Origin of the sequence: Paraglaciecola chathamensis S18K6 (assembly GCA_000314955.1) — a bacterium.
GTDB lineage: Bacteria > Pseudomonadota > Gammaproteobacteria > Enterobacterales > Alteromonadaceae > Paraglaciecola > Paraglaciecola chathamensis.
Genome location: BAEM01000004.1, coordinates 66,173 through 89,489, shown reverse-complemented (window position 1 = coordinate 89,489; position 23,317 = coordinate 66,173). Strand labels below are relative to the sequence as shown.

Genomic DNA, 23,317 nt, shown 5'->3' with positions numbered 1-23,317 from the left:
AAGCGCAATGAGAAAACTAATTGGTGCCATCACACTTGTGCTAACCAGCGCAGCAAACGCAGCGAGTGAAAAAGACCTTGATGTATTTGGTGGCGTGCTACTACGTTATGAGAATGAGCAGCAGCATATCAACATACCTGACCGTGAACGTTTGAGAGCGATTGTACGTTTGGGAGTCAAAGGTGAGATCAATAACAACTGGTCGGCCCAGGGTAGACTGAGTACTGGTTTAAAAAATAAGCAAAACGTACCGGCAATAACGATCCATCGGTTTAATACTCAGCCTCAACCAGATAATGACGTATTTGTTGAGCGACTATTTGTGACCGGACGCTTTGAAAATACCACTATTTTTATGGGGAAAATTCCTTGGAAAACCAAACAACTTTCAGATGCGTTTTGGGATAGAAATTTAAGCCCTGTGGGTATCCATGTGGATTATCAGCTTTCAAAGCAGCACCAATTGCAATTTGCTTCATTAAAGCCTCTTGATGGAGACAGTGACTTCGTTGGGTTGATGCATATCGCTCAGTGGAATATGTCGTACACATTTGACCAGATAAGGTTAGATGTTTCCCCTTGGTTTGTGGACTACCAAGGAGAGGCCAATGCAAAATATGCGAAAAAAGATACTCAGTTAGATAATCAGTTTTTGCGTTTATCCAGCAGCCTCAACTATAAAGGGTATCAACTAGGAATTGATTTGGGACGTTCATTAAAGGGGTTTTCGCAATTCGAACAATTCGCGGACCAAAAAAACAGTGTGGTCGTGCAGTTATCTCAGGGCAAGCTAAAGCAGGCTGGAGATTATGCATGGCACCTGCGCTACCTTCGAGTTGAAAGGTTTGGGGTAATTAGTGAGTTTGCACAAAATGCCACTGCCCGTTTCGCTACAGCAAACTTGCGTGGCCTAGACATTAGACTACGTAAAAAAATGGCTCGCAATTGGTGGCTAGGGGCGCGGGTAAGTGATATGCAAACCATTAAAGGTGAGCAAGAACAAGGGCTTCGTTTTCGGTTTGAAGGTCAGTATACATTTTGATTTCAGTATTATTTGTATCAGTTGATACGCTATTTAAAACAGGTAAAGGTGAGTCGCGATGAAGAGTCAGCAATCACATGTAAAAGCACCAGCCGGTAAGCTACTCGTCGTTGATGATGAGCCGAATATATTGTCGTCATTAAAACGTTGTTTAGTCAAAACGCCATTTGAGGTTTACGTTGCCAATAGCGCTCAAGAAGGCTTGGCGATTATGCAAGAGCATAATATCCAAGTGGTCTTGTCTGATTTTCGCATGCCGCATATGTCTGGTGCTGAACTGATTGAGCAAATAAAAAGTACTTACCCTGATGTGATTTCAATGGTGCTAAGCGGTTTTGCCGATTTTGATTCCGCTATCGGTTTATTGAATAGTGGGGCGGCGCATAAATTTTTGCGCAAGCCATGGAACAATCAGGATTTAATCGATGAAATAGGTGGTGCATTTACCGAATACCATACTCGCTTACTCAATAAACGCGTATTGGAAGGTGAACATAACCCAGAATATTACGCGTTCGAGCAAGCGGTTAGAGATCAATTTGAGATGCAGCAAGAGTTTTGCTTGGTATCACTAAAAATCAAAGATTATGATTTTTTGGAGCAACACGCTGGGCCGAATATTTTTAAAGGGCTACTAACCGAAATAAGGGGGTTAGTGAATAGTGAATTGCCCCAAGGGAGTCAAACCTTCGCTTTTGATAATGGCAAAATCTTTATTATTATTCCCGATTATGAAAGTGAAGCGATTATCCATAGTCGCTTATCAGCCATTAATCACAAGTTAAATGAGCCAAACACCCAGCGCCAAGGCTGCGTAAAAATTAATTGCGTGATGGGCTATGCATTGGCACCTAGTGACGGTGACTCTCCTACAAGCTTACTGGAGAATTTGCGTTGTGCGTTTTCAGTGGACAATGTGGAAAAAGAAAGGTTATGCCGTTTCGATTCTGCGTTGCGCGACGTGCAACAGCGACAGCTTAAAATTAAGAACTCTATCAATGGTGCCCTGCGTGAAAATCAGTTTTATCTGCACTTTCAGCCTAAAGTACATTTGCCAGAACAGAAAATTGATAGTGCTGAAATACTGATCCGCTGGCAACACAAAGAGCTGGGGTGGATCCCGCCGAATGAATTTATAAACCTCAGTGAGCTTGATGGTCAAATAGAGCAAATAGGGGAATGGCTGATTACCCAAAGCGTAAAAATGATTGCTGAGCTGCATCAATTTAGTCCGGATTTAAAACGGGTGGCTATCAATATATCGGCCTGTCAGTTAGCGAATAACAGTGTTGTAGAGCAGTTCGCTCGCCTACTTGAACAATACGCCTTACCGCCATCGTTAATTGAGCTGGAAATTACCGAATCGTGCTTGATTCAAGACTTTGAACAAACGTTAAAAATACTTCAAGCGCTCAAGTCTCTAGGGCTAAGTATTGCCATGGATGACTTTGGGACAGGTTATTCTTCGTTTGCTTATTTAGCGAAATTACCTATTGATGTATTGAAACTCGATAAAGTATTGGTTGATGGTATTGAAGGCTGTAAGGAAATACAAAGCATGATCGCCGGGTTGATAACCATGTGCCACGAATTAGGCATTTCTGTGGTGGCAGAGGGGGTAGAAGTCGCAGGGCAGGTAGACCTGTTGAAACTTTACGGTTGCGATTATATCCAGGGGTTCCATTTTAGTAAGGCGCTACCTAAACCCGAATTCGAACAAATATTGCTTCAGCAACCCTTTAATACCAATTCCCGTAAATAACACGCGGTAGGGCTTAACTCGGTCTCGTTGTTAAAGCACCTTCTTGCCTGGCTTTGACAGGAACTGCTAGAGCTAGCAAAGGGCTAGAGCTAGCGAGGAGCCGGCACAGGGCTAGCGTGAGCGAAGAGCCAGAGCGAGCAAAGAACCAAGGCGGGTAAAAAGCGCTGAGTGTGAGAAACGCACGCGGGTGCCTGATTAGGTTAGCGAGGTAAACCACAGGGCCTCATAATTATGTAATGGAATTGGTATTAGTATTTGCTGTGAACCTGGGGTAAATCAATCAACACCAGTAGGGCACCCTGACCACCCCATTCTAATGGCGCTTGGTGGAAACCTTTCACGGCAGGGTGCTGTATGAGCCAATTCGGCACATTCTTTTTTAATACAAAACTGCCTATTCCATGCACGATACACACACAATGAAAATGCTGCTTTTGTGCAGCATAAATTAGCGCGGCAATTTCTAATTTTGCTTGCTCTTTATTTAAACCATGCAAGTCTAAAATGAGGTCGGGGGGATATTCCCCGCGTCGCAAACGTTTCACTTCGTATGAGTCAGCGCCTGGTTGCACATATTTTAACGGTTGGTTGCTGTCAAAATAACCTTCAAAGCCATCTGAAAATTGAAAAGTTGCATTTCGTTGCTTTACCTCGCTCAGAGGATCGTGCTTTTTCGTTAAATCCGCGGATTTGTGCTTGCTGGAAAGGCGTTGAGGCGGTATTTTGTCCTGCTTTATTGGCTTTACATCAGTAAACTCACTACGAAATAGTGCGCTATCGGATGATTCTGGTGCGTAGGGTTTCTTCATAGTGATATACAGCAAGCTGGGTGTAAGGCGATCGTTAAGCGCAGTTTAACAAAATCTAGGTAGTGAAACTACGCAGGGTGCTTGTTTAAGCGAAACAAATATTTAGGTAAAACATGAATAACAGTGTGGATATAGAACAAGCCGTGAACGACTTGCAAACGATGCTCGATATGGTGCGTTGGGCGGTCAGTCAATTTAATCAAGCCGGTTTGTTTTATGGCCATGGTACGGACAACCCTTGGGATGAAGCTGTTTGTTTAACGCTGCATACCTTAAACTTGCCGCAAGATATGCTTGAGCAAACCGGTGAGCAGCTTTTTCAGGCACGTTTAACGCAAACTGAAAAGCGTGATATCGCGACCTTGGTTCAGCGCCGGGCGCAAGAGCGAATTCCGCTACCGTATTTAATCAACCAAGCTTGGTTTTGTGGTTTACCTTTTTACGTTGATGAGCGAGTACTCATTCCTCGCTCCCCTTTTGCAGAGCTAATCGAAGATAAGTTTGCCGCTTGGGTGACAGTCCCGCCCACACATATTTTAGATTTGTGTACTGGTGGCGGTTGTATCGCAATTGCTTTGGCCTACGCGTTCGAAGATGCCACTGTAGATGCAGTTGATATCAGCACTGAGGCACTTGAAGTTGCCGAAATGAATATTAATGAGCATCAGCTTAGTGAGCGAGTCTATCCTATTCAATCGGATTTGTTGGACGCACTACAAGGGCAAAAATACGATCTCATCATTAGTAATCCACCTTATGTTGACGCCGAAGACATGGCCGATTTACCCGACGAGTTTCATCACGAGCCTGAACTCGCCTTGGCCGCAGGAGATGACGGGTTAGACTTAGTACACAAAATGTTGCGCCAAGCAGCGGCACACTTAACTGACGAGGGTTGGTTATTTGTTGAGGTGGGTAACAGCCAATTTCACATGGAGCATGTTTATCCTGACCTAAACTTGCAATGGGTTGAATTTACCCGCGGTGGCCATGGTGTCTTTGCCATAAGCAGAGCTGAATTAGTGGCCTACTTTGCCTCTTAGATACCGCAAAACAACATTTGAACAATTGAGATAACGCATTAGCAATAACCGAATACGAGGAATACAACACTATGGCTGGCAATACGTTTGGCAAGCTTTTTACTTTAAGTACCTTTGGGGAAAGTCACGGCATTGCCATTGGCGGTGTAATTGATGGGTGCCCTCCTGGTTTAGAGATAAGTGAAGCTGATTTACAGGTAGATTTAGACCGCCGTAAACCCGGTACGTCTCGTTATACGACGGCACGTCGCGAGGAAGACGAAGTACAAATTTTATCTGGCGTATTTGAAGGAAAAACTACCGGCACTAGCATTGGCTTATTGATCAAAAACACCGATCAGCGTAGCAATGATTATTCAAAAATAAAAGATACTTTTCGCCCAGGTCATGCGGACTATACCTATCAACAAAAGTATGGTTTGAGAGATTACCGAGGCGGCGGCCGCTCGTCAGCTCGTGAAACGGCTATCCGTGTGGCAGCTGGTGGAGTTGCGAAAAAATTCCTAAAAACCCATTTAGGCATTGAGGTACGTGGCTATTTGTCTCAGCTTGGGCCGATTAAAATCGATAAGGTTGACCACAGTGTCACCAATACAAATGCGTTCTTTTGCCCAGATGAAAGCAAACTAGACGCGTTAGATGAATACATGCGTGACCTGAAAAAGCAGGGCGATTCAATTGGTGCCAAAGTTTCCGTTGTGGCAACGAATATGCCTGTGGGATTGGGCGAGCCTATCTTTGATCGCCTAGACGCTGATTTGGCCCACGCGATGATGGGTATAAATGCAGTAAAAGGTGTTGAAGTTGGTGATGGTTTTGCCACCGTCGAGCAAAAGGGCAGTGAGCACCGTGATTTGATGTCAGCTGAAGGCTTTAAGTCAAACCGTTCTGGTGGGGTGCTAGGGGGCATTTCTAGCGGCCAAGATTTAGTCGTGCATATGGCGCTTAAACCCACGTCTAGCATCAGTGTGCCAGGTGAAAGTATCGATATTAATGGCGAGGCGGCTGAGGTAGTAACCAAAGGGCGTCATGATCCATGTGTGGGTATTCGCGCAGTTCCCATTGCTGAAGCGATGATGGCGTTGGTGTTGATGGATCACTACCTTCGTCACCGGGGGCAAAACGCCGATGTGCAATCCATAACACCTGTTATTCCTGCTCAAAGTAAATAAGTATTTCAGTGGGAACTGAGCAGGGAGCTCACGCTAGAGGGAATCTGGTGATGCTGTCGTTGACCTTCTTTTTGTATTTCGGTCAACTAGGCGTGTTAGTGCCTTACCTCGGCGTTTTTCTTGACGGGCGAGGTTTTAACTCACAAGAAATTGGTGAATTATTTGCCCTTGTGACATTGATGCGTATTATTGGCCCGAATTTGTTTGCTTCTTTTGCTGATAAATCGGGAAAATCGCTTGGTATTCTGCAGATTGGGGCCTTTCTTACCTTTGCTACATTTTGTTCCATCTTTTGGTTAAATAGCTTTTGGGGCTTAACCATAGCATTTGGCTTAATGATGCTATTTTTTACTGCGATTGCTCCGCAGACTGAAGTCATTACCCTTGGCAGTGTGCGGGGTGATGCCACAAAATACAGCCACGTGCGTTTGTGGGGGAGCATAGGGTTTATCGTGCTGACGGTGCTTGCAGGGAAATTGATTGATGTTTTTTCCAGTGAAGCACCGATTTATATTAGCGGTGCGGTGTTACTAGGCTTATTTTTAGTCACCTTGAGTTTAAAAGAAGCCACTGCCAGCGAGCATAAATCAAGCGCTGCAGACTCAATCTGGCGTAAAGTACGGACCAAGGTGTTTATCGGCTTTATTTTATCTTCTACTCTCATTCAAATCAGTTTTGGTCCTTATTATAGTTTTTTCGCCCTTTACGCCCGAGATTTAAATTATTCGGGGCAAGAAACGGGCGCGTTGATTGCCCTAGGTGTTGCCGCTGAAGTGATTATTTTCTTGTTGGCAGGAAGGTTGATTGGCCGCTTTGGCGTTAAATGGACCTTGTTTGTCAGTATGTTGTTGACTGGCCTGCGCTGGTATTTGTTAGCAGTGGCTGCGCAGTTTTGGCCTACCCTGATAGTGAGTCAGTTATTGCACGCATTCAGTTTTGGCTTGATTCACGCCGCTTCTATCAATTTTATTCATCACTATTTTGGGGTTCAGTTTCGCAGTCAAGGGCAGGCGTTATATACCAGTATTGGCTTTGGCATTGGTGGAGCGGCTGGAAACTTTGGTGCTGGGTTGATTTGGCAGCAAGGACAGGGGGCTGAACTTGCTTTTACGTTAGCCACGGGCTTTGCCTTACTGGGAGCTTTACTTGTTGCATGTATACCTAGCCGGTATATGCCTAAATGATCCCTTTTCAAGTTAGCCCCTTAATATTGTGCAAAACTGCGTGTTTACAGGTTGATGCTGGCTTGGGGCAATGTGCCACATCAAATGTACCGTATGTATTTGATTTAAAATTGATAAAGAAGAGCTTGTTAGACCAGTCTTTCTGATAATAAAGGTTGACGTAACTGCGAAGGGTGTTATTCTAAACGCGCTTGAAAGTACGTTTGATATTTATGCACACTGTTTCGATGTTCCATTGTAGTACCTCGTCTTGTATATCATAAGTAATAGCAACACGCTTCAGCAAACCTCGCCTTGAAAAAGGTATTTTTATTACTCTTGAAAATTATAGGAAAGACTATGTCTACTACTACTGGTACAGTTAAATGGTTCAACGAATCTAAAGGTTTTGGTTTCATTCAGCAAGAAAATGGTCCTGACGTATTTGCTCACTTCCGTGCAATTACTGGTACTGGCTTCAAAACGCTAGCTGAAGGCCAAAAAGTTGAGTTCACAGTAACTCAAGGCCAAAAAGGTCCTCAAGCAGAGAATATCGTAGTACTTTAATTCAAGCTTGCTTGATTAAATACGAATTCCAAAAAAAAGGCAAACATCTAGTTTGCCTTTTTTTATGCCTTAAATTTGATGTGTTTAACATGTTGGAGCCAATGTTGACTCCCCGTATTAGACAGTAAGCTCTCCCTTAAGATTACTTGTCATCATTTTCTTCATTTCTGTCACGCTAAGTGTTTTACTCAATAGGTAATGTAATTTCGCTAATGTAGCCTCTGGAGTCATATCACCACCTGATAATACGCCTACGTCCTGTAGTACGTTACCATTTGCATAACCAGACATATTGACTTTGCCGCGTAAGCATTGAGTGCAGTTAACGATTAAAATACCATTGTCGTTAGCGTGTTTAAGTTCGTTTAACAAAGCAGCGTTTTGAGGTGCATTACCCACCCCATAACTAAGTAAAATCAACGCTTTCACGGGTTGCTGTAGAATATTTCGGATAACCTCAGCGCTGATCCCCGGGTATAAACTGACCACCCCAACCGGTTGTGGTGTGACATTGCTGACCAATAGCGGTTGTTGACTAATGGGTGTCACTTTACCGGCCATCACTTCGATGTTAATGCCAGCTTTTAACAATACGGGAAAGTTAGGCGAGCCAAATGCGTCAAAGCCATCGGCATCCAATTTACGACTACGATTGCCACGAAAAAGCTTATTGTTGAAATACAAGCTAACCTCGGCAATAGGATAGTTAGCTGCTAAATAAAGGGCGTTTAATAGGTTTTCTTGGCCGTCAGAGCGTAGTTGCGCTAAGGGTATTTGTGAGCCAGTAACAATTACGGGCTTTCCTAAGTTCTCTAACATAAATGACAGCACTGACGCTGTATACGCCATGGTATCTGTGCCGTGCAGGATAATGAAACCATCATAGTCTTGGTAATTTTGTTGTATATCATCTGCAATTTGCTGCCAGTCTTTGGGACTCATATCTGCAGAATCAATCAAACTTTCATATTCGTTGATGGTAAAGTCAGGCATTTCTTGGCGATGAAACTCAGGCATTTTAGCAATGGTATCTGATAAAAAACCTGCTGCTGGCACATAGCCCTTAGAAGATGGGCGCATACCGATCGTACCGCCAGTATAAGCAACGTAGATTTGTTTTTTCACGTGATAACTCGTTTAACCTTGTTTGGCAGAATTGTAACCTAAAAGTGCTGCAGAAATCCCGAGTCAGAGACGCTACAGGCTCACTTTCTTGTTAGGTTATTCTGCTTAGGGAAATCCTCTGGATATAGCTGACGCGCAGGTGAGGATTCAAATGACTCAAGAAGAGGAGTGAAAACCGACGCACCGAGTAATCCGTCTAAATCACTCATTAATTGTTCGGCACTGGCGTGGGGTTCATTACAGCAAAACTGATATTGACTGATTAGGGTAGTGAGCTGGGTATTGTGTTGTTCTTGTAAAATGTTATCGGCCAAAATGAAAAAGTATGCGCTACCCCAGTAAGCTGCGGGATATTGCTTGTTACTCATTAAGCGCCTTGCAATAGAGGCAGGGGGTAAATCACTGTTGAACCATTTTAAATGCGGAGCGATTTTCTTGGTATAATTCTGCTCTGTTGTACCTGCTAATATGCCAGCCTTTGCCATGACTTGATATTGCATAAAACTGGCGAATCCTTCTGCAAGCCAAGCGTATCGGCTGCCTAAATAGGGAATGGCTAAGTGGCTTATCTCGTGATAAATCGTCCAGTCATTGATGAATTTATCTTGCTGAAAGCGGCTATCCACATGCAGATAAATACGTTGAGGGTTATCTCGACGTGTGTAAGCCCATGGCACAGGTTGATTTGATTTTTTCGGCACCAAGTGGAATATCAATCGTGATGGATATACGCCTAGCGTATCCCGCGTGGCGTTAACGCCTACTTTGACCCACTGGGTTAGCTTGGCCTTGTCAGGGGCACTAAAGCGTTTAAAACCATGAATTTCAAACTGGTCGAATTCTCCAGCGTTGATGCGTTTTATACGACTTTCGACCCGCTCGACTCGCGCTGCTTGGGTGTCAAGTGATGATGAAGCACCTAAAGAAGGCTGGCTTAAAAAAGCGCATAACAAAAGCAATAGGGCAGGAAAAAGGCTCAGCGCTATCGTGTAGCCCGATTTGCAGGGCGGCGCTTTCCTGCATGCCCGGAGCACACCTATACTGTTAAATAGGCTCATACCGTCGAGCGCTAGATATATATGCATTTAGCTGAGGCAGCGATTGAACATCTGAATAGCCATTTGGTAGCAATGAATTGCTAATGCAGGGTCGTACCTTTCTCCTTCATCACGCATAAAGGCGTGCTGGGCATTTAGCTCATGCCATGTGTAGTTGAGATTGTGATCCTGCATTGTTTTATTGATTAGCTCTCGACCTTCGCGAGATACGTGGGGATCTTGCTTGCCAAAAATCATGCACAACTCAGCATTAATTTTAGCGCATTGACTTAGCGAGTCGTTGCCCTGTGCGCAAGGTAAGGTATTAGAGTGAATATCGGTTGGATATAAACAAAAGGCTCCTGCGATCCTTGGATTCAATGCTGCCCTAAAAGCAAGATGACCGCCTATGCACACGCCCATGCTACCCACTTTCCCGTTACAGTAACTTTGTGTGTCGATGAAGTTGAGCATACTTTGGGTGTCGCTGTCGTGCTGCTCAAGTGGTTTTGCAAATTTATCGGCATTTCCTTTATCTTTGCCTACGTCATCATAAGCAAGTACGGTACCCATGGGATTTAACTCATGAAAAACCTCAGGCACTAGCACAACAAAACCGTGGCCTGCGAGCAGTTTAGCACTGCGAGTAATCGGCGCTGTTTCTTGAAATATTTCAGAATAAAAAATAATGCTTGGGTAAGAGCCCTGGGCTATAGGCCGATATATCGAGGTTTGCATATCGCCGCTAGGTGTTGAGATGGTACTTTGATGAGATTGAATGATCATGAGTGGTGGTTGTCGTTAGAGAGTGATGGAACATAAGAGTAATGGAAGGGGCGTAAACTTTGAAGAAAAAGATACTATGGGCTGTGCAGGAAAACCTTAAAGCTGATACATTAGCGCCGCAAAAATTAATCTGACAGGAGTAGAACCATGTTTAACGTAAATGAATATTTTGAAGGTAACGTAAAATCTATCGCTTTTGATACAGCGGTAGGCAACTCTACTTTAGGTGTTATGGCTCCTGGTGAGTATGAATTTGCAACCTCAAAACACGAAACCATGAGCGTGGTAAGTGGCGCGATGACGGTTTTATTGCCAGGTGAAACAGAATGGAAAACATTCGCAGCGGGCCAAGTATTTACAGTAGATGCAAACGTAAAATTTAAAGCGCAAGTATCGGTTAATACTGCATACCTTTGCGACTACGTATAGTTGCTAACTGACTAAACGTTAGGGCCTGAGTATCAAATATGCAAAAAACGGTAAAGAAGCTAGATAACAATGTGATTAAAGCGCTGACAATAGTTTGTGAGCAAGCTAAACAAGAAGTGCCTGGCTTTGAGTGGATAACACATACCGCCAGCTACGATCGTTTTCCGGGCAGCTTAGCGGTTATTTGCGTGTTTGATACTCAAGCCTCAATAGAGCAAGCCCAAGCGCAACAACTAGATGTGTACTTGCGTCGTCAGATCCAAGGGCAACTACTCAAAGTTGGGATCAAGCTAAAAGATGCCAGACACCACGTGCGCTATGACAGCGAGCAAGCCTGTGAAGCACAAAATAACGGTAATTGGCAGCAGCGTTTAAAACTACATTAAGACCATTTAGCCACAAAAATTATGCTGAGATTTTGGTTTAAAGAGTTCCCTCAATATCCTTGTGACCATACGGATTATTGGCGCACGCGCTTAATTTCCTATGCGTTACTGGTGACGACAAGTTATTTCTTGATCCTTACCATCATCAATATTGTGACGTTCAGTGATTTTTCCTTAGCCTTGTTAGATGGCACGGGGCTGCTATTTTCATTGGGGATTTTTGCATGGTTCAGAACAACAGGTAATGTAACAGTTACCTCGTGGGCCGTGACGATTATGGTGACCGCGCTTATATTGTTATTCGTTGTTACTTCCCAGGGGTATTCTCATTCCCTATATTGGGCCACCCTTGTTCCCCCTTTTGCTTTTTTCTTGCTAGGACGAACATCCGGTACTGGGGTCAGTACCTTTACCTTTTTCATTTGTGCACTTGTCGTGTATGAGCAAATGGAAACGCAGCGGCCTGCATTCTTTGCATTTGGCTCACTACTGAATGTGATAGAGGTGAGCATCGCGCATATATTGCTATTTCGTTTCTACGAACAGGCTCGCTCGTCTGCTTACGATACATTGGCAATTAGAAACACTGAGATTTTACAATTAGCCGAAACGGACAAGCTGACAGGTTTATACAATAGAGAAAAATTAGAAAATACCCTGATAGCCTGTCTTCCCGGGGTCGATGAACAGTACCCACTAAGTGTAATGTTGTTGGATGTTGACTACTTCAAGAAAATTAATGATCAATATGGCCATTTTGAAGGGGATAAGGTGTTGCAAGCACTCGCCAAAAAGCTAAAAGATCTTATGCGTGAGCAAGATATAGTCGCTCGCTGGGGCGGGGAAGAGTTTGTTGTGTTATGTACCAACGCATCACTCGAAACCGCCATGCAGTTAGCGCAACGCATTCGCGAAGACATTGCCAAGCAGGTCATTTGTGGTCATGGGTTAACGGTAAGCGTAGGTGTAGCGCAATATGAGCCTGGCGATACCGTTGAATCTTTATTAGATCGCGCTGACGTTGGCCTATACCAAGCGAAAAATAACGGGCGTAATAGCGTTATTGCCGCCTAGCTTTATTAACCATGCTGTACCCTTATACTGCTATGGTTAGCCAAGTATTACGTGAACCCACCGGTTTATTGACATGCACAAAAGAGGTAAACAATGAGCAAACCCTGTGCAACGTTTCGGTTTTTAGATTTAGCAGGCGTTTACCCTGCAAAAAGAAGTCGAAGGCGCTTATTATACTGCATCAGCGAGAGATGGCCGATTTGTCGGCAGCGTTGAGTTGTGTGAGCACAGGTTTGACGAATTAAATATATTTTTCGTTCGCCAACAAATCGATATAACCCAGTGTGATATCCATATTGTGGCTAAGCTTGAACAGCCCAACCAACAGGTTGTTGTACCGCTGGTTGTAAATAAGCTGCTCAAGCACATTGACTGTCAACTCACTTTTTCAGTTATAAAAAGTAGCTAAGCTTAAAGGGATTTACTGCTGACTTAATGAGGTTTCTTATTCGCTAAACGCTCTATTATGGCTTTATGTTGAGGAAATTTTTCGAGTAACTCCCCTTGGCTTACCTCTATCATGTCTTCTTTTTCCCAACCTGGAGACACAGCTTCACTGACTAATCCATAAGAGCCTGAGGGCAATTCTGCCGCTTTATATGTGCCGCCTGGTACTGCGAGTTGCAATTGCTGACCATTTTGGATATCTGGGCCTACAACGGCTTTCTCGTAACGCCCATCAGGGTAAATCATGTGGTAGGTAATAGGTGCACCCATATGATAAAACTCAATGCCGTCTGAATACTTTGTGTGAAAATGGTCAATGTTGTTGTCGTCTGTCAGCATGTAGAAAATCGCTGTCATTGTAACGCGCTCACCACGCTTGGTTGTTACCTTGTCTCTATGGTTTGCTTTGAACGTTTGACGGAAGTACCCGCCTTCAAAATGATGAGATAAATTGAGCTGCTCTATGACTTGTTCTTTGCTCAAAGTAGGCGCGAGAGGATTAGCGCTAACGTGACTCGGGTTAAGCGTAACGGTTGCTGCCATAGTACAGGTCATTAGGAAGGTTTTCATTTTGCTATTGGCGAATGTTGTGCTCTTCAAAGCGAGTTTGCGCGGCATATTGGTATCAAATCCCTATTTATGGTTGAGTAAGTTGTGTGAAAGATTCTGTGTGTTGTCACAGCGGTAGCACGGTTTCAGCCAGGGTGACTGTTTTTGCGTCTACTCTATCAATGATTTTTATAATGGTGGTCTGTACCGTTTCATTTTGGCGAATATCGTTGCTGCTATTAAAACTCTCAGCCATTGCTGGTGCGCCTTCTTGCTCAATAAAGCTGACTTCCACCTTGCTAGCCAATTCGCTGCTTTGGCCAAAGTATTGAATGCTGATCATCGGGTAACCTTGAAACCCGCGTTTCACCCGTTTTTCGATTCGTTTGTGTGCTTTGTCTACATTCATTTATTACGCTCCGATTTTTATACCACTTCAAATAAATAATACCAATTCCATTAAATAACTTCCCTCTCACGGGTATAAAGCAATAGAAACAAAAAACTCGCCGGTTGGCGAGTTTTGTTTATTAATCTTTAGTGATGCTAAAACGCAGTGTTGTAGTTACTTAACTTCAACGCCGGCTGCTTGTTTGTCTGCATGGTAACTTGAACGTACCATAGGCCCGCAAGCTGCGTGGGTAAAGCCGATTTCTTTGGCGATTTCACCTAGCTCGTCAAACTCAGTTGGATGTACATAGCGCTTTAATGGGAAGTGATGTTTACTAGGTTGTAAATATTGACCTAGGGTAAGCATCTCAACATCATGTGCACGTAAGTCTTTGAGCACTTCAGCAATTTCTTCTTTGTTTTCACCCATGCCCATCATTAAGCCTGACTTGGTGGGAATATCAGGGTGTTGCTCTTTGAATTTTTTCAACAAATCAAGAGACCACTGGTAGTTTGCACCAGGACGACACTCGCGGTACAAACGGGGAATGGTTTCCAAGTTGTGATTAAACACGTCCGGCACACCGTTTTTCAATATCTCTAGTGCTTTGTCCATGCGGCCACGAAAATCAGGAACCAGTACTTCAATCTTGGTGCTTGGGCTGTGTTCGCGAATTGCGTTGATACAATCAACAAAATGCTGAGCGCCACCGTCACGCAAATCATCTCGGTCAACCGAGGTGATAACCACGTACTTAAGCTGCATTTCGGCAATGGTTTTAGCTAATTTAATTGGCTCTTCCGCACTTGGCGGTAATGGCTTACCGTGAGCGACATCACAAAACGGACAACGACGGGTGCAAATATCACCTAAAATCATAAAGGTGGCAGTACCGTGGTTGAAACACTCCGCTAAGTTAGGGCAGCTTGCTTCTTCACAGACCGAGTGCAAGTTGTTTTTACGCAATGTCTTTTTAATGTGATCAATACGATCAGTGGTGCGCGGTAATCGAATTTTTATCCAATCAGGTTTGCGCAGCATCTCCGCCTTTTCAGTAGGCATGATAGTGATCGGAATATGTTTAACTTTTTCATCATCCCGGAGTTTTACTCCGGCTTGTGGACGTGCGTTACTCATCAAAACCTTCTTTGTTTTCGACGCTTGCAATACCAAGCAATGAACATAATTTGTCGGCGATGGCTGGGCCAGCAACAGATAATGCGTCTGGTCCGCCTAATTGGGTGCAATCTACCATTTCTAGGCCAGCATAACCACAAGGATTAATTCGCTGAAAGGGGGCTAAGTCCATATTTACATTCAAAGCTAAGCCATGAAACGAACAACCGCGGCGAATGCGTAAGCCGATAGAACATACTTTTTTGCTATCGACATATACCCCTGGCGCATCTGCTCTTGGGTAGGCATCAATCGCGTACTCTTTTAGAGTATCAACAATGCAGTTTTCCAAGGCGCTAACCAATGTACGTACACCTAAATTGTGACGCTTTAAGTTTAGCAAAACATACATCATTTGTTGACCAGGCCCATGATAGGTGACTTGACCACCTCGATCGACTTTTACTACGGGAATATCACCAGGGGCGAGTAGGTGTTCTTCTTTACCCGCTTGGCCTTGAGTAAAAACAGGATCGTGCTCCACTAACCATATTTCGTCTTGGCTGTGTGCATCGCGGTTATCAGTGAAGTCTTGCATGGCTTGCCATATCGGCTGGTATGGTTGACGGCCGAGCTGGCGAATAATAACGGGGGTAGTGTCGTTCAAACCTTATGGATGTCCTGTCTAAGAAAAGCGCATCATAAGATGCGCTAGATCTAAAAAACGATTAAAGAACCACGCGCACTAATTCAAGCTTAGAAAGCTCAGTATAGATGGTTTCCATATGCTCCTTACTTGTCACTCGTACACTGATTGACAGCGAGTGATAGTTACCTTTAGAGCTTGGTTTAACACTGGGTGAATAGTCACCCGGTGCATGGTTTTGTAAACAATTTATTACCTGATCAGGTAGCTTTTCGTCTGCAACGCCCATTACCTTAAAGGTTTGCTGACAGGGAAAATCGAGTAATTTATCAAATTGAGTTTGCATAATAATGTGCTCAATACGTCTTAGCTATCGAAGCCAAGTTGTAGTTTAACGAAGTCTACTAGGCGATCAATCAAGCCACCTTCATTGACTTCTTGTAATGTAACCAAGGGATATTCGGCTACGTCTTCACCGTCTAATTGCAAAAATAATTTTCCGACTACTTCGCCTTTCGCCAAAGGCGCTTCTAACTTTTTATCAAGTTCGAAATTAGCTTCTAAATTTTTGCTTTGTCCGCGAGGGATGGTAATGGGGGTATCTTGAGAAATACCAAGATCAACTGTTTCTTTGTCACCCATAAATATACGGTGCGACACGAAGCTTTCACCCGCCTGGTAAGGGGTGATGGTTTCATAGAATCTAAAACCATATTTAAGCAGCTTTTTATTTTCAACTTTACGCGCACGCTCGCTGTCAGCACCCATAACCACAGCGATTAAACGCATGTCACCTTGGGTAGCAGAAGACACCAAACTGTAACCAGCATCTGAAGTGTGGCCTGTTTTAATACCGTCCACGTTCAGGCTTTTATCCCACAGCAAGCCATTACGGTTGTATTGCTTGATGTTGTTGTAAGTAAATTCTTTTTCGCTGTATACCTTGTATTCGTTAGGAACGTCAGTAATAAGTGCACGAGCTAAGGTCGCCATGTCACGCGGCGTTGTGTAATGGTCGGCGTCTTGCAAACCATGGCTATTGACGAAATTAGTCGACGTCATGCCTAGTTTTTCAGCATGCAAGTTCATCATACTGGCGAAGGCATCTTCACTGCCGGCAATATGCTCAGCCATAGCAACACAAGCGTCATTACCCGATTGGACAATAATGCCACGATTTAAATCAGCCACAGAAATCTGGGTGCCCACTTCAATAAACATTTTCGATGAATCTGGGAAATTTTTGGCCCATGCATTCTCAGAAATTGTCACCATGTCAGTATCTTTAATATTGCCGTTGGCGATTTCCTTACCAATCACATAGCTGGTCATCATTTTAGTTAAGCTGGCAGGGGGGATTTGAATGTCAGCATTTTGTTCGGCAATTACCTTGCCTGTTTGATAGTCAACTAAAATAAAGCCCTTAGCTGAAACGGTGGGTGCGTCAGGTATGATAACCGCTGCACTCGCCGCATGAGAGAAAAAGGAAAGAGAGAAGCAGCTAAATATGGCTAATATGAGTGTCTTGGTGTTTCGCATGGACCTACCGTAATGTGATATTTGTTAATAATGTATTTTTGGCGTGCTGTGCCTAAAACGACGTCTAATATATCAGTTTTTCAATGACTTTGCTTTGCCAGCAACAAAAATTGTTACACAAAACAAAATTGATAAAACGCCAGTTGGACAACCACCCCAGTAAAAAGTTTATTGCGTTACTTAATTCATCAGATGAAGTTTATGAGCGCCGCCTAATTCATTGGATGAAACTTGTAAGCGTCGCCATACCCTGTGTTGCGTAATTGCTCTAAAATGCCGTTTGCTTGTTGGTCAGAGTCAAAGGGACCTAAACGCAAACGATATAAGCCTTCTTCTAACGGAGCGACAAACGGCACTTGATAGAGACTCGCCAGTGCATTTCCAATTTTATGAATTCGTTGGTTATTGGTCAGCGCTGCAATTTGAATAAAAACCGGATCTTGTTGTGCATTGTCGGGCGGCAATACAATGGCTTTTTGGGGTAAGGCGGTACTAGCAGACGCCACTTCGGTGGTTGCGCCTAACGAAGGGACTGTTGGTGCTGATGCGATTTGCACCTTGTCATTTTCCTCTGAATCGTTCTTAAGCGGAGCAGGAGGGACAGATATACCATTGCCTACGGTTTGCGTGCCAGCTTCATCAATGTGAATGACTTCTAATTTAACTTCGGTTGTACCTGTGCTTAGCATGCCTAGTTTCATGGCAGCAGCATATGATAAGTCGATAATGCGGTTGTCATGAAAAGGGCCACGATCGTTGACACGTACTATGGCTTCCCGTGCATTTTTTAAATTAGTTACTTTTACATATGAAGGCAGGGGTAACGTTTTGTGCGCTGCTGTCATGGCATACATATCGTAGGTTTCACCGTTCGATGTAAGGTGACCATGAAATTTCTGACCGTACCAAGACGCACCACCCGTAGCGGAATACCCCTTACCAGTTTTTAGCGGCGTATAGTGCTTTCCTAGAACCGAATAGCTGCGTAAATTGGCTAGGGCATAGGGTTCGTACATGGGCTCAGCGTCATCAAATTTGATCCCTTCTTTTATCGCATTTGGGGCTGAGTCTTTATGCTGGCTGTAGCGCCCGTTGTTCGGATTTGACGAACTGGTACAGGCAGTCACACAAACCAGTAATAGCGTTAAAATGTGTGTCTTAAATAGCATTTTCTTGTGCTTTTTCATCAATCGTTTTAATGCCCATGGCTAACTGGCGACTAAATTGAAATGCCACCATTGCGTACAATTTACTGTGGTTATAGCGGGTAATCACATAGAAGTTTTTTAAGCCAAGCCAATAGTCTTTACCATCAGGCTGGGCGAAATCGAGTAACTTTACGCTGCTTTTTTGCCCTATGTTTTGCCACTGCGCATCGGGGCTATCGATAGCGTAATGTTGAGCTGTTTCAACATTAAGATTAATACCTGCTTGTTGCAATTGGCCAAAGGTCTCACGGTATTTAAGCGACTTTCTTAGCCATGGCTTCGCTTGTTTACTTGTGGCATTTACAGGAAATGCCACCGCTTCGCCTCGTTGCCAGCCATTACGTTTGAAGTAATTGGCGATACTGCCAATGGCATCCACTGGGTTATTCAATAGGTCTCGTACGCCATCATTGTCAAAGTCCACGGCATAGTGGCGATAACTCGATGGGATAAACTGACCCCAGCCCAGCGCCCCAGCATAAGAACTTTTTAATGCGGAGGCATCAAATTGCTCTTCATTAGCCAGCATTAACAATTGAGCTAGTTCTTTTTTAAAGAATGATGCGCGTGGTGGGTAATGAAAACCTAGCGTATAAAGCGCATTCAAAGCTGAGTAAGTACCTTTATATGTGCCGTAAAATGACTCAATACCCAGTATTGCCACGATCATTTCTGCGGGCACACCATATTTTTCTTCAGCCCTTGCAAGGGTGGTGCGGTGGGTTTGATAGAATGCCAAACCTTTTTCTAAACGCTTTTCAGTGAGAAATATGGGGTAATATTGATGCCAAGGCTTTGCCTCCCATGGGCGTTTAATGGCATCGATGACCGCTTGGTCTTTTTCCGCTCGGTTTAAGACCTGTTGCACTGTCTCGCGATTGAACTTATGTTCGTTGACCATATTTTCAATGAATGCTGCTTCTTTGTCTGTGGTTGTTTCAGCACTAGAGACAGTGGTAATCACTGTAAATGGGATGACAAGTAAAGCATTCACTACAAGGCGAAGACTGGGTTTAAAAGAAATTAGAATAGCCACACTTGCTCCATACAATGACAATATTATTATTTTTAACTGAATACCTTAGTAAATTCAGGCATGGGTGTTAACGAGACAATAACCGTTTCTGTGTTGCAATAGCCATTAAAATGCCAAAGCCTGCAAGCAGCGTCACCATGGATGTCCCCCCGTAACTAACCAAAGGTAGTGGCACGCCGACTACCGGTAAAATACCTGATACCATCCCCATATTAACAAATACATAAACAAAGAAGGTGAGGGTGATACTTCCCGCGAGAAGCTTACTAAATGCATCCTGAGCGCGATTGGCAATGATCATTCCGCGTATAACGATGAAGGTATATATCGCTAGCAAGCCCACCACACCCCAAAATCCGAATTCTTCACTGAATACGGCGAAGATAAAGTCAGTATGTCGCTCAGGCAAGAACTCTAATTGAGACTGGGTACCTTGTAACCAACCTTTTCCTTCGGCTCCACCAGAACCAATGGCAATTTGCGACTGAATTATATGATAGCCTGAGCCTAGAGGATCACTTTCAGGGTTCAAAAATGTTAGTACCCGCTGTTTTTGATATTCCTTCATAAGGAAGTTCCACATAATTGGGCTGAATACGGATACGGCTAAGGCGATGCCGCCGATAAAGCGCCAGCTCATGCCAGCTAAAAACAGTGCAAATACTCCTGAACTAGCAATTAACAGCGAAGTTCCTAAGTCCGGTTGTTGTGCAATTAGCAACGTGGGAACGCCAACCAGAATAAAGCCGAACAATATGTGCCTTAGTTTGGGAGGCAAGTTGAATTGGCTGATGTACCAAGCCACCATCATAGGTACCGCGAGTTTCATAATTTCAGAGGGTTGAAAACGCACTACGCCTAAGTCCAACCAGCGCTGCGCCCCTTTACCTACGTGACCAAAAATAATAACCGCTATCAACATAGCGATACCAAGTAAGTAAAAATATATGGATAATTTTTGATAGGCAAGGGGAGGAATTTGCGCCACAACCAGCATTACCCCAAGGGCTAGACCAAGGCGGACCAGTTGGCGATCAATCAGTTGCCAATCTTGGCCTCCGGCTGAATATATCGTTATCAAACCGACAGCCATCAATACTAACAGGCCAACCAATAGTGGGCCATCACAGTGAATGCGGTTGAGAAATGTGCGTTTATTTGGGTCAAGCTTGGTGCGTAACATCATATTCATAATGGTGATCCAAGCTTAATGATTGTGGGAGGCAGAGTGACGTGCGACATCTTGTGAGATCTCGCGTTCAATAACGTCAGGTTTAGGGGAAAACTCTCGCTGTTCAAAGTATTTATCCATCATGGTTCTTGCTAATGGTGCTGCCTGAGAGCTACCGCCGCCGGCGTTTTCAAGGACTACGGTAACGGCGATTTCTGGTTTTTCATATGGGGCAAACCCAACGTACATGGCGTTATCGCGCAAGTTTTCCGCTAGGCTGTCGGCGTCATATTTGGCGTCTTGGGCTATGGCTACCAATTGTGCTGTGCCCGTTTTACCCGCCGATACGTACGGCGTGTCCACAAATGCGCGACGAGCGGTACCAATTTTGCGGTTCACCACGCCATACATAGCGTCTAAAACTGTGTCCCAGTTTTTGACATTTTGAATATCCATGGGGCGGCGTTCTTTGCTGCCTTCAAAGACAAGTTCCTTGTCGATGTACTTGCCGCGTAAAATTTGTGGAATATAACGCTGACCGTGATTAACCAAGGTGGTTATCGATTGGGTCAATTGAATTGGGGTTACTGTCCAGTAACTCTGTCCAATCCCCACCGGAATAGTGTCACCAATGTACCAAGGCTGATTAAATCGAGCGCGCTTCCAGCCGCGACTCGGCATGTTAGCGTCCGACTCTTCATGTAAGTCGATACCAGTGTAATCACCAAACCCGAACTCGAACATGTTGTCGCTGATTTTATCAATTCCCAAGCGATAGGCGAGATCGTAAAAATAAATATCACAGGATTGTTCAATAGCCGAGGTTAAATCGACCCAGCCATGACCCCAGCGTTTCCAGTCTCGCCAAACATGTTCGACATTTTTCAAACGATATTTACCGTTATCAAAGATACGCGTTTCTGGCGTAACGGTTTTTTCTTCTAAGCCAACTAATGCTAAATGCGGTTTAATGGTTGAAGCAGGGGGATACTGACCTTGTGTCGCGCGGTTTATTAAGGGGCGGCCATTAGATTTTAATAAACCGCTGTAGTTCTTGCTGCTGATACCATGCACGAATAAATTCGGGTCATAGCTTGGGCTACTAAACATGGCCAGTACACCGCCGTCGTTTGTGTCCATCATGACGATGGTACCTTTGTCACCATCAAGTATTCGCTCAGCTTCTTGCTGTAATTTTAAATCTATATTGAGCACAATGTCTTGCCCAGGAACAGGCGGGCTAAAGTTAAGTGTGCGAATAATACGCCCTTGGTTATTAACCTCTACCTCTTGGTAACCCACTTGACCATGCAGAATATCCTCATGGTATTTTTCGACACCGAGTTTTCCTATGTCGTGGGTAGCAGCGTAATTTGCTTCAAGCCCCGCTTCGCTAAGTTTCTGCAGATCTTTCTTGTTAATTTTAGAAACGTATCCCAATACATGGGTTAAGGTTTTTCCATAGGGATAGTGCCGTGTTAAGCGTGCTTCTACGCTGACGCCTGGAAATTTGTGTTGATTTGCCGAGAAGAGTGCCACCTCTTCTGGGGTTAAACGTTTTCGTAACGAGACGGGTTTAAAACGACGATTACGTTTGATTTCGCGATAAAAGTCGGTGACTTCGTCTTCTTCTATATCCAGTAATACACTAAGCAAGCCGAGGGTTTTTTCTAAGTTATCTACCTTTTCAGGGATAACTTCTAAATTAAAAACAGGACGGTTTTCCGCGAGCAGAGTACCGTTTCTGTCATAAATTAACCCACGGTTAGGGGCCACAGGTAAGACTTTAATGCGATTGCCGTTTGAGCGGGTTTGATAATCTTCAAAGCGAGTGACTTGCAAATAGTAAAGGTTGCTCAGCACCATGGCGATCATCGTAAAAATAACCAGCATGGCAATGACAGTACGTCTGGCAAACAGGTTTGCTTCAGCCGTATGGTCTTTAATCGTTACCCTGTTACGCGCCATGACTACTCTCTGTGATAAGGGTGGTTGGCGTTCACTGACCAAGCTCGGTATAAACTTTCAGCGACGATAATCCGTACCAAAGGGTGGGGCAAGGTTAAAGGAGAAAGAGACCATTTTTGTTCTGATGCGGCAATGCATTCTGGTGCTAGCCCCTCAGGGCCGCCAATCAACAAGCTTACGTCGCGACCGTCCATTTGCCACTTTTTCATATTGTTGGCGAGCGTAGGCGTGTCCCAGGGCTTGCCTGTTACTTCCAAAGTGACAATGCGATTCCCTTTAGGAATAGCCGCCATGGTTAATTCGCCTTCTTTGTGCAAAATGCGTTTAATATCCGCATTTTTGCCACGCTTACCAGCAGGTATTTCTGTCAGGCTTAAGGGCATATCAGAAGGAAAGCGTTTTACGTATTGTTGGTAACCTTGTTCGACCCAACTTGGCATTTTACTGCCTACGGCTATGAGTTGAATTCGCATGGCGTTATCTACTTTGCAATGTTACAGCTAGCACTATGATGGTCAATTAGCCCCAAAGTTTCTCTAACTGATAAAATTCTCTCGCGTCTTCTTGCATCACGTGCAGTACAACGTCACCTAAATCGACGAGTACCCAATCCCCCACGTCACGCCCTTCTATGCTTAGAGGCGGGTTACCTGCCTGTTTCGCTTCAACCACCACATTTTCGGCGATGGAAACAACATGACGTTTTGAGTTCCCTGAACAAATTAGCATGGTTTCAGTCACGCTAGACTTTTCTGACACGTCTAAATCTATGATATCTCGACCTTTTAGGTCTTCAATTTTTTCTACCACAAAGGCTTTTAACTGTTGGTGATCCAAAGGGATTCCTTATA

25 protein-coding genes are annotated in these 23,317 nt (G+C 44.1%); 9 read left to right on the top strand and 16 right to left on the bottom strand.

Annotated features, from left to right (window positions below):
* The first annotated feature begins 7 nt into the window (after positions 1-7).
* Positions 8-1,042 (top strand): putative porin, encoded by a 1,035-nt coding sequence (locus GCHA_RS01080; protein WP_007984119.1) that lies wholly within the window; start codon positions 8-10, stop codon positions 1,040-1,042.
* 58 nt (positions 1,043-1,100) lie between these two features.
* Complete coding sequence (locus GCHA_RS01075; protein WP_007984116.1) at positions 1,101-2,804, top strand: EAL domain-containing response regulator; 1,704 nt, start codon at positions 1,101-1,103, stop codon at positions 2,802-2,804.
* A 248-nt stretch (positions 2,805-3,052) separates the two neighbouring features.
* Here the strand turns inward: GCHA_RS01075 and smrB are convergent, their stop codons facing one another.
* Complete coding sequence (gene smrB, locus GCHA_RS01070; RefSeq protein WP_007984113.1) at positions 3,053-3,613, bottom strand: endonuclease SmrB; 561 nt, start codon at positions 3,611-3,613, stop codon at positions 3,053-3,055.
* A gap of 113 nt (positions 3,614-3,726) precedes the next feature.
* Between smrB and prmB the strand changes: the two genes are divergently transcribed.
* The 4 genes from prmB (at position 3,727) to cspE (ending at position 7,558) form a co-directional block, all read left to right on the top strand.
* Positions 3,727-4,656, top strand: a complete 930-nt coding sequence (gene prmB / locus GCHA_RS01065; RefSeq protein WP_007984111.1) for a 50S ribosomal protein L3 N(5)-glutamine methyltransferase — start codon at positions 3,727-3,729, stop codon at positions 4,654-4,656.
* Positions 4,657-4,727: 71 nt separating this feature from the next.
* Positions 4,728-5,828, top strand: coding sequence for a chorismate synthase (gene aroC, locus GCHA_RS01060; protein ID WP_007984110.1), 1,101 nt, complete (start codon positions 4,728-4,730; stop codon positions 5,826-5,828).
* Positions 5,829-5,878: 50 nt separating this feature from the next.
* Positions 5,879-7,012: an MFS transporter gene (locus GCHA_RS01055; RefSeq protein WP_007984109.1), complete on the top strand. Its 1,134-nt coding sequence runs from the start codon at positions 5,879-5,881 to the stop codon at positions 7,010-7,012.
* Between the two features lie 339 nt (positions 7,013-7,351).
* Positions 7,352-7,558, top strand: coding sequence for a transcription antiterminator/RNA stability regulator CspE (gene cspE / locus GCHA_RS01050; protein WP_006994582.1), 207 nt, complete (start codon positions 7,352-7,354; stop codon positions 7,556-7,558).
* 117 nt (positions 7,559-7,675) lie between these two features.
* Here cspE and ansA read toward each other — a convergent pair whose 3' ends face one another.
* From ansA to GCHA_RS01035, 3 genes are all read right to left on the bottom strand, one after another.
* Positions 7,676-8,683, bottom strand: a complete 1,008-nt coding sequence (gene ansA / locus GCHA_RS01045) for an asparaginase (protein WP_039991914.1) — start codon at positions 8,681-8,683, stop codon at positions 7,676-7,678.
* A gap of 80 nt (positions 8,684-8,763) precedes the next feature.
* Positions 8,764-9,636 (bottom strand): hypothetical protein, encoded by an 873-nt coding sequence (locus GCHA_RS01040; protein ID WP_007984107.1) that lies wholly within the window; start codon positions 9,634-9,636, stop codon positions 8,764-8,766.
* A 132-nt stretch (positions 9,637-9,768) separates the two neighbouring features.
* Positions 9,769-10,506 (bottom strand): dienelactone hydrolase family protein, encoded by a 738-nt coding sequence (locus GCHA_RS01035; protein WP_007984106.1) that lies wholly within the window; start codon positions 10,504-10,506, stop codon positions 9,769-9,771.
* Between the two features lie 147 nt (positions 10,507-10,653).
* On the opposite strand from GCHA_RS01035, the gene ppnP reads away from it, so the two are divergent.
* Genes ppnP through GCHA_RS01020 form a run of 3 tightly spaced genes read left to right on the top strand, consistent with a single transcriptional unit; the run spans position 10,654 to position 12,395 of the window.
* On the top strand, positions 10,654-10,935 hold the full coding sequence (gene ppnP / locus GCHA_RS01030; protein WP_007984105.1) for a pyrimidine/purine nucleoside phosphorylase: 282 nt from the start codon (positions 10,654-10,656) through the stop codon (positions 10,933-10,935).
* Between the two features lie 38 nt (positions 10,936-10,973).
* Entirely contained in the window at positions 10,974-11,321 is a 348-nt protein-coding gene (locus GCHA_RS01025) for a hypothetical protein (protein WP_007984104.1), read from the top strand.
* Positions 11,322-11,342: 21 nt separating this feature from the next.
* Positions 11,343-12,395: a GGDEF domain-containing protein gene (locus GCHA_RS01020; protein ID WP_007984103.1), complete on the top strand. Its 1,053-nt coding sequence runs from the start codon at positions 11,343-11,345 to the stop codon at positions 12,393-12,395.
* A gap of 432 nt (positions 12,396-12,827) precedes the next feature.
* Here the strand turns inward: GCHA_RS01020 and GCHA_RS01015 are convergent, their stop codons facing one another.
* From GCHA_RS01015 to rsfS, 12 genes are all read right to left on the bottom strand, one after another.
* Positions 12,828-13,460 carry a cupin domain-containing protein gene (locus GCHA_RS01015; RefSeq protein ID WP_007984101.1) on the bottom strand — a complete coding sequence of 211 codons (633 nt, stop codon included), beginning with the start codon at positions 13,458-13,460 and terminating at the stop codon, positions 12,828-12,830.
* A gap of 58 nt (positions 13,461-13,518) precedes the next feature.
* Complete coding sequence (locus tag GCHA_RS01010) at positions 13,519-13,800, bottom strand: hypothetical protein (RefSeq protein WP_007984100.1); 282 nt, start codon at positions 13,798-13,800, stop codon at positions 13,519-13,521.
* A 156-nt stretch (positions 13,801-13,956) separates the two neighbouring features.
* On the bottom strand, positions 13,957-14,919 hold the full coding sequence (gene lipA, locus GCHA_RS01005; protein WP_013754127.1) for a lipoyl synthase: 963 nt from the start codon (positions 14,917-14,919) through the stop codon (positions 13,957-13,959).
* Positions 14,912-15,565 carry a lipoyl(octanoyl) transferase LipB gene (gene lipB, locus GCHA_RS01000; protein WP_007984098.1) on the bottom strand — a complete coding sequence of 218 codons (654 nt, stop codon included), beginning with the start codon at positions 15,563-15,565 and terminating at the stop codon, positions 14,912-14,914. Before lipB ends, lipA begins: the two co-directional genes overlap by 8 nt.
* A gap of 61 nt (positions 15,566-15,626) precedes the next feature.
* Positions 15,627-15,893, bottom strand: coding sequence for a DUF493 family protein YbeD (gene ybeD / locus GCHA_RS00995; protein WP_201751662.1), 267 nt, complete (start codon positions 15,891-15,893; stop codon positions 15,627-15,629).
* 17 nt (positions 15,894-15,910) lie between these two features.
* Entirely contained in the window at positions 15,911-17,083 is a 1,173-nt protein-coding gene (locus GCHA_RS00990; RefSeq protein ID WP_007984096.1) for a serine hydrolase, read from the bottom strand.
* A gap of 212 nt (positions 17,084-17,295) precedes the next feature.
* Positions 17,296-18,252 carry a septal ring lytic transglycosylase RlpA family protein gene (locus GCHA_RS00985; RefSeq protein ID WP_007984095.1) on the bottom strand — a complete coding sequence of 319 codons (957 nt, stop codon included), beginning with the start codon at positions 18,250-18,252 and terminating at the stop codon, positions 17,296-17,298.
* Entirely contained in the window at positions 18,242-19,327 is a 1,086-nt protein-coding gene (gene mltB, locus GCHA_RS00980) for a lytic murein transglycosylase B (protein ID WP_007984094.1), read from the bottom strand. The genes GCHA_RS00985 and mltB overlap by 11 nt, the downstream gene beginning before the upstream one ends.
* Positions 19,328-19,394: 67 nt before the next feature.
* Entirely contained in the window at positions 19,395-20,519 is a 1,125-nt protein-coding gene (gene rodA, locus GCHA_RS00975) for a rod shape-determining protein RodA (protein ID WP_007984093.1), read from the bottom strand.
* Positions 20,520-20,534: 15 nt separating this feature from the next.
* Positions 20,535-22,466 (bottom strand): penicillin-binding protein 2, encoded by a 1,932-nt coding sequence (gene mrdA, locus GCHA_RS00970; RefSeq protein ID WP_007984092.1) that lies wholly within the window; start codon positions 22,464-22,466, stop codon positions 20,535-20,537.
* Between the two features lie 2 nt (positions 22,467-22,468).
* The gene (gene rlmH / locus GCHA_RS00965) at positions 22,469-22,939 is read right to left on the bottom strand and encodes a 23S rRNA (pseudouridine(1915)-N(3))-methyltransferase RlmH (protein WP_039991911.1); all 471 of its coding nucleotides are present in this window, start codon (positions 22,937-22,939) and stop codon (positions 22,469-22,471) included.
* Positions 22,940-22,985: 46 nt separating this feature from the next.
* Positions 22,986-23,303, bottom strand: coding sequence for a ribosome silencing factor (rsfS, locus tag GCHA_RS00960; protein ID WP_007984090.1), 318 nt, complete (start codon positions 23,301-23,303; stop codon positions 22,986-22,988).
* Positions 23,304-23,317 lie beyond the last annotated feature (14 nt).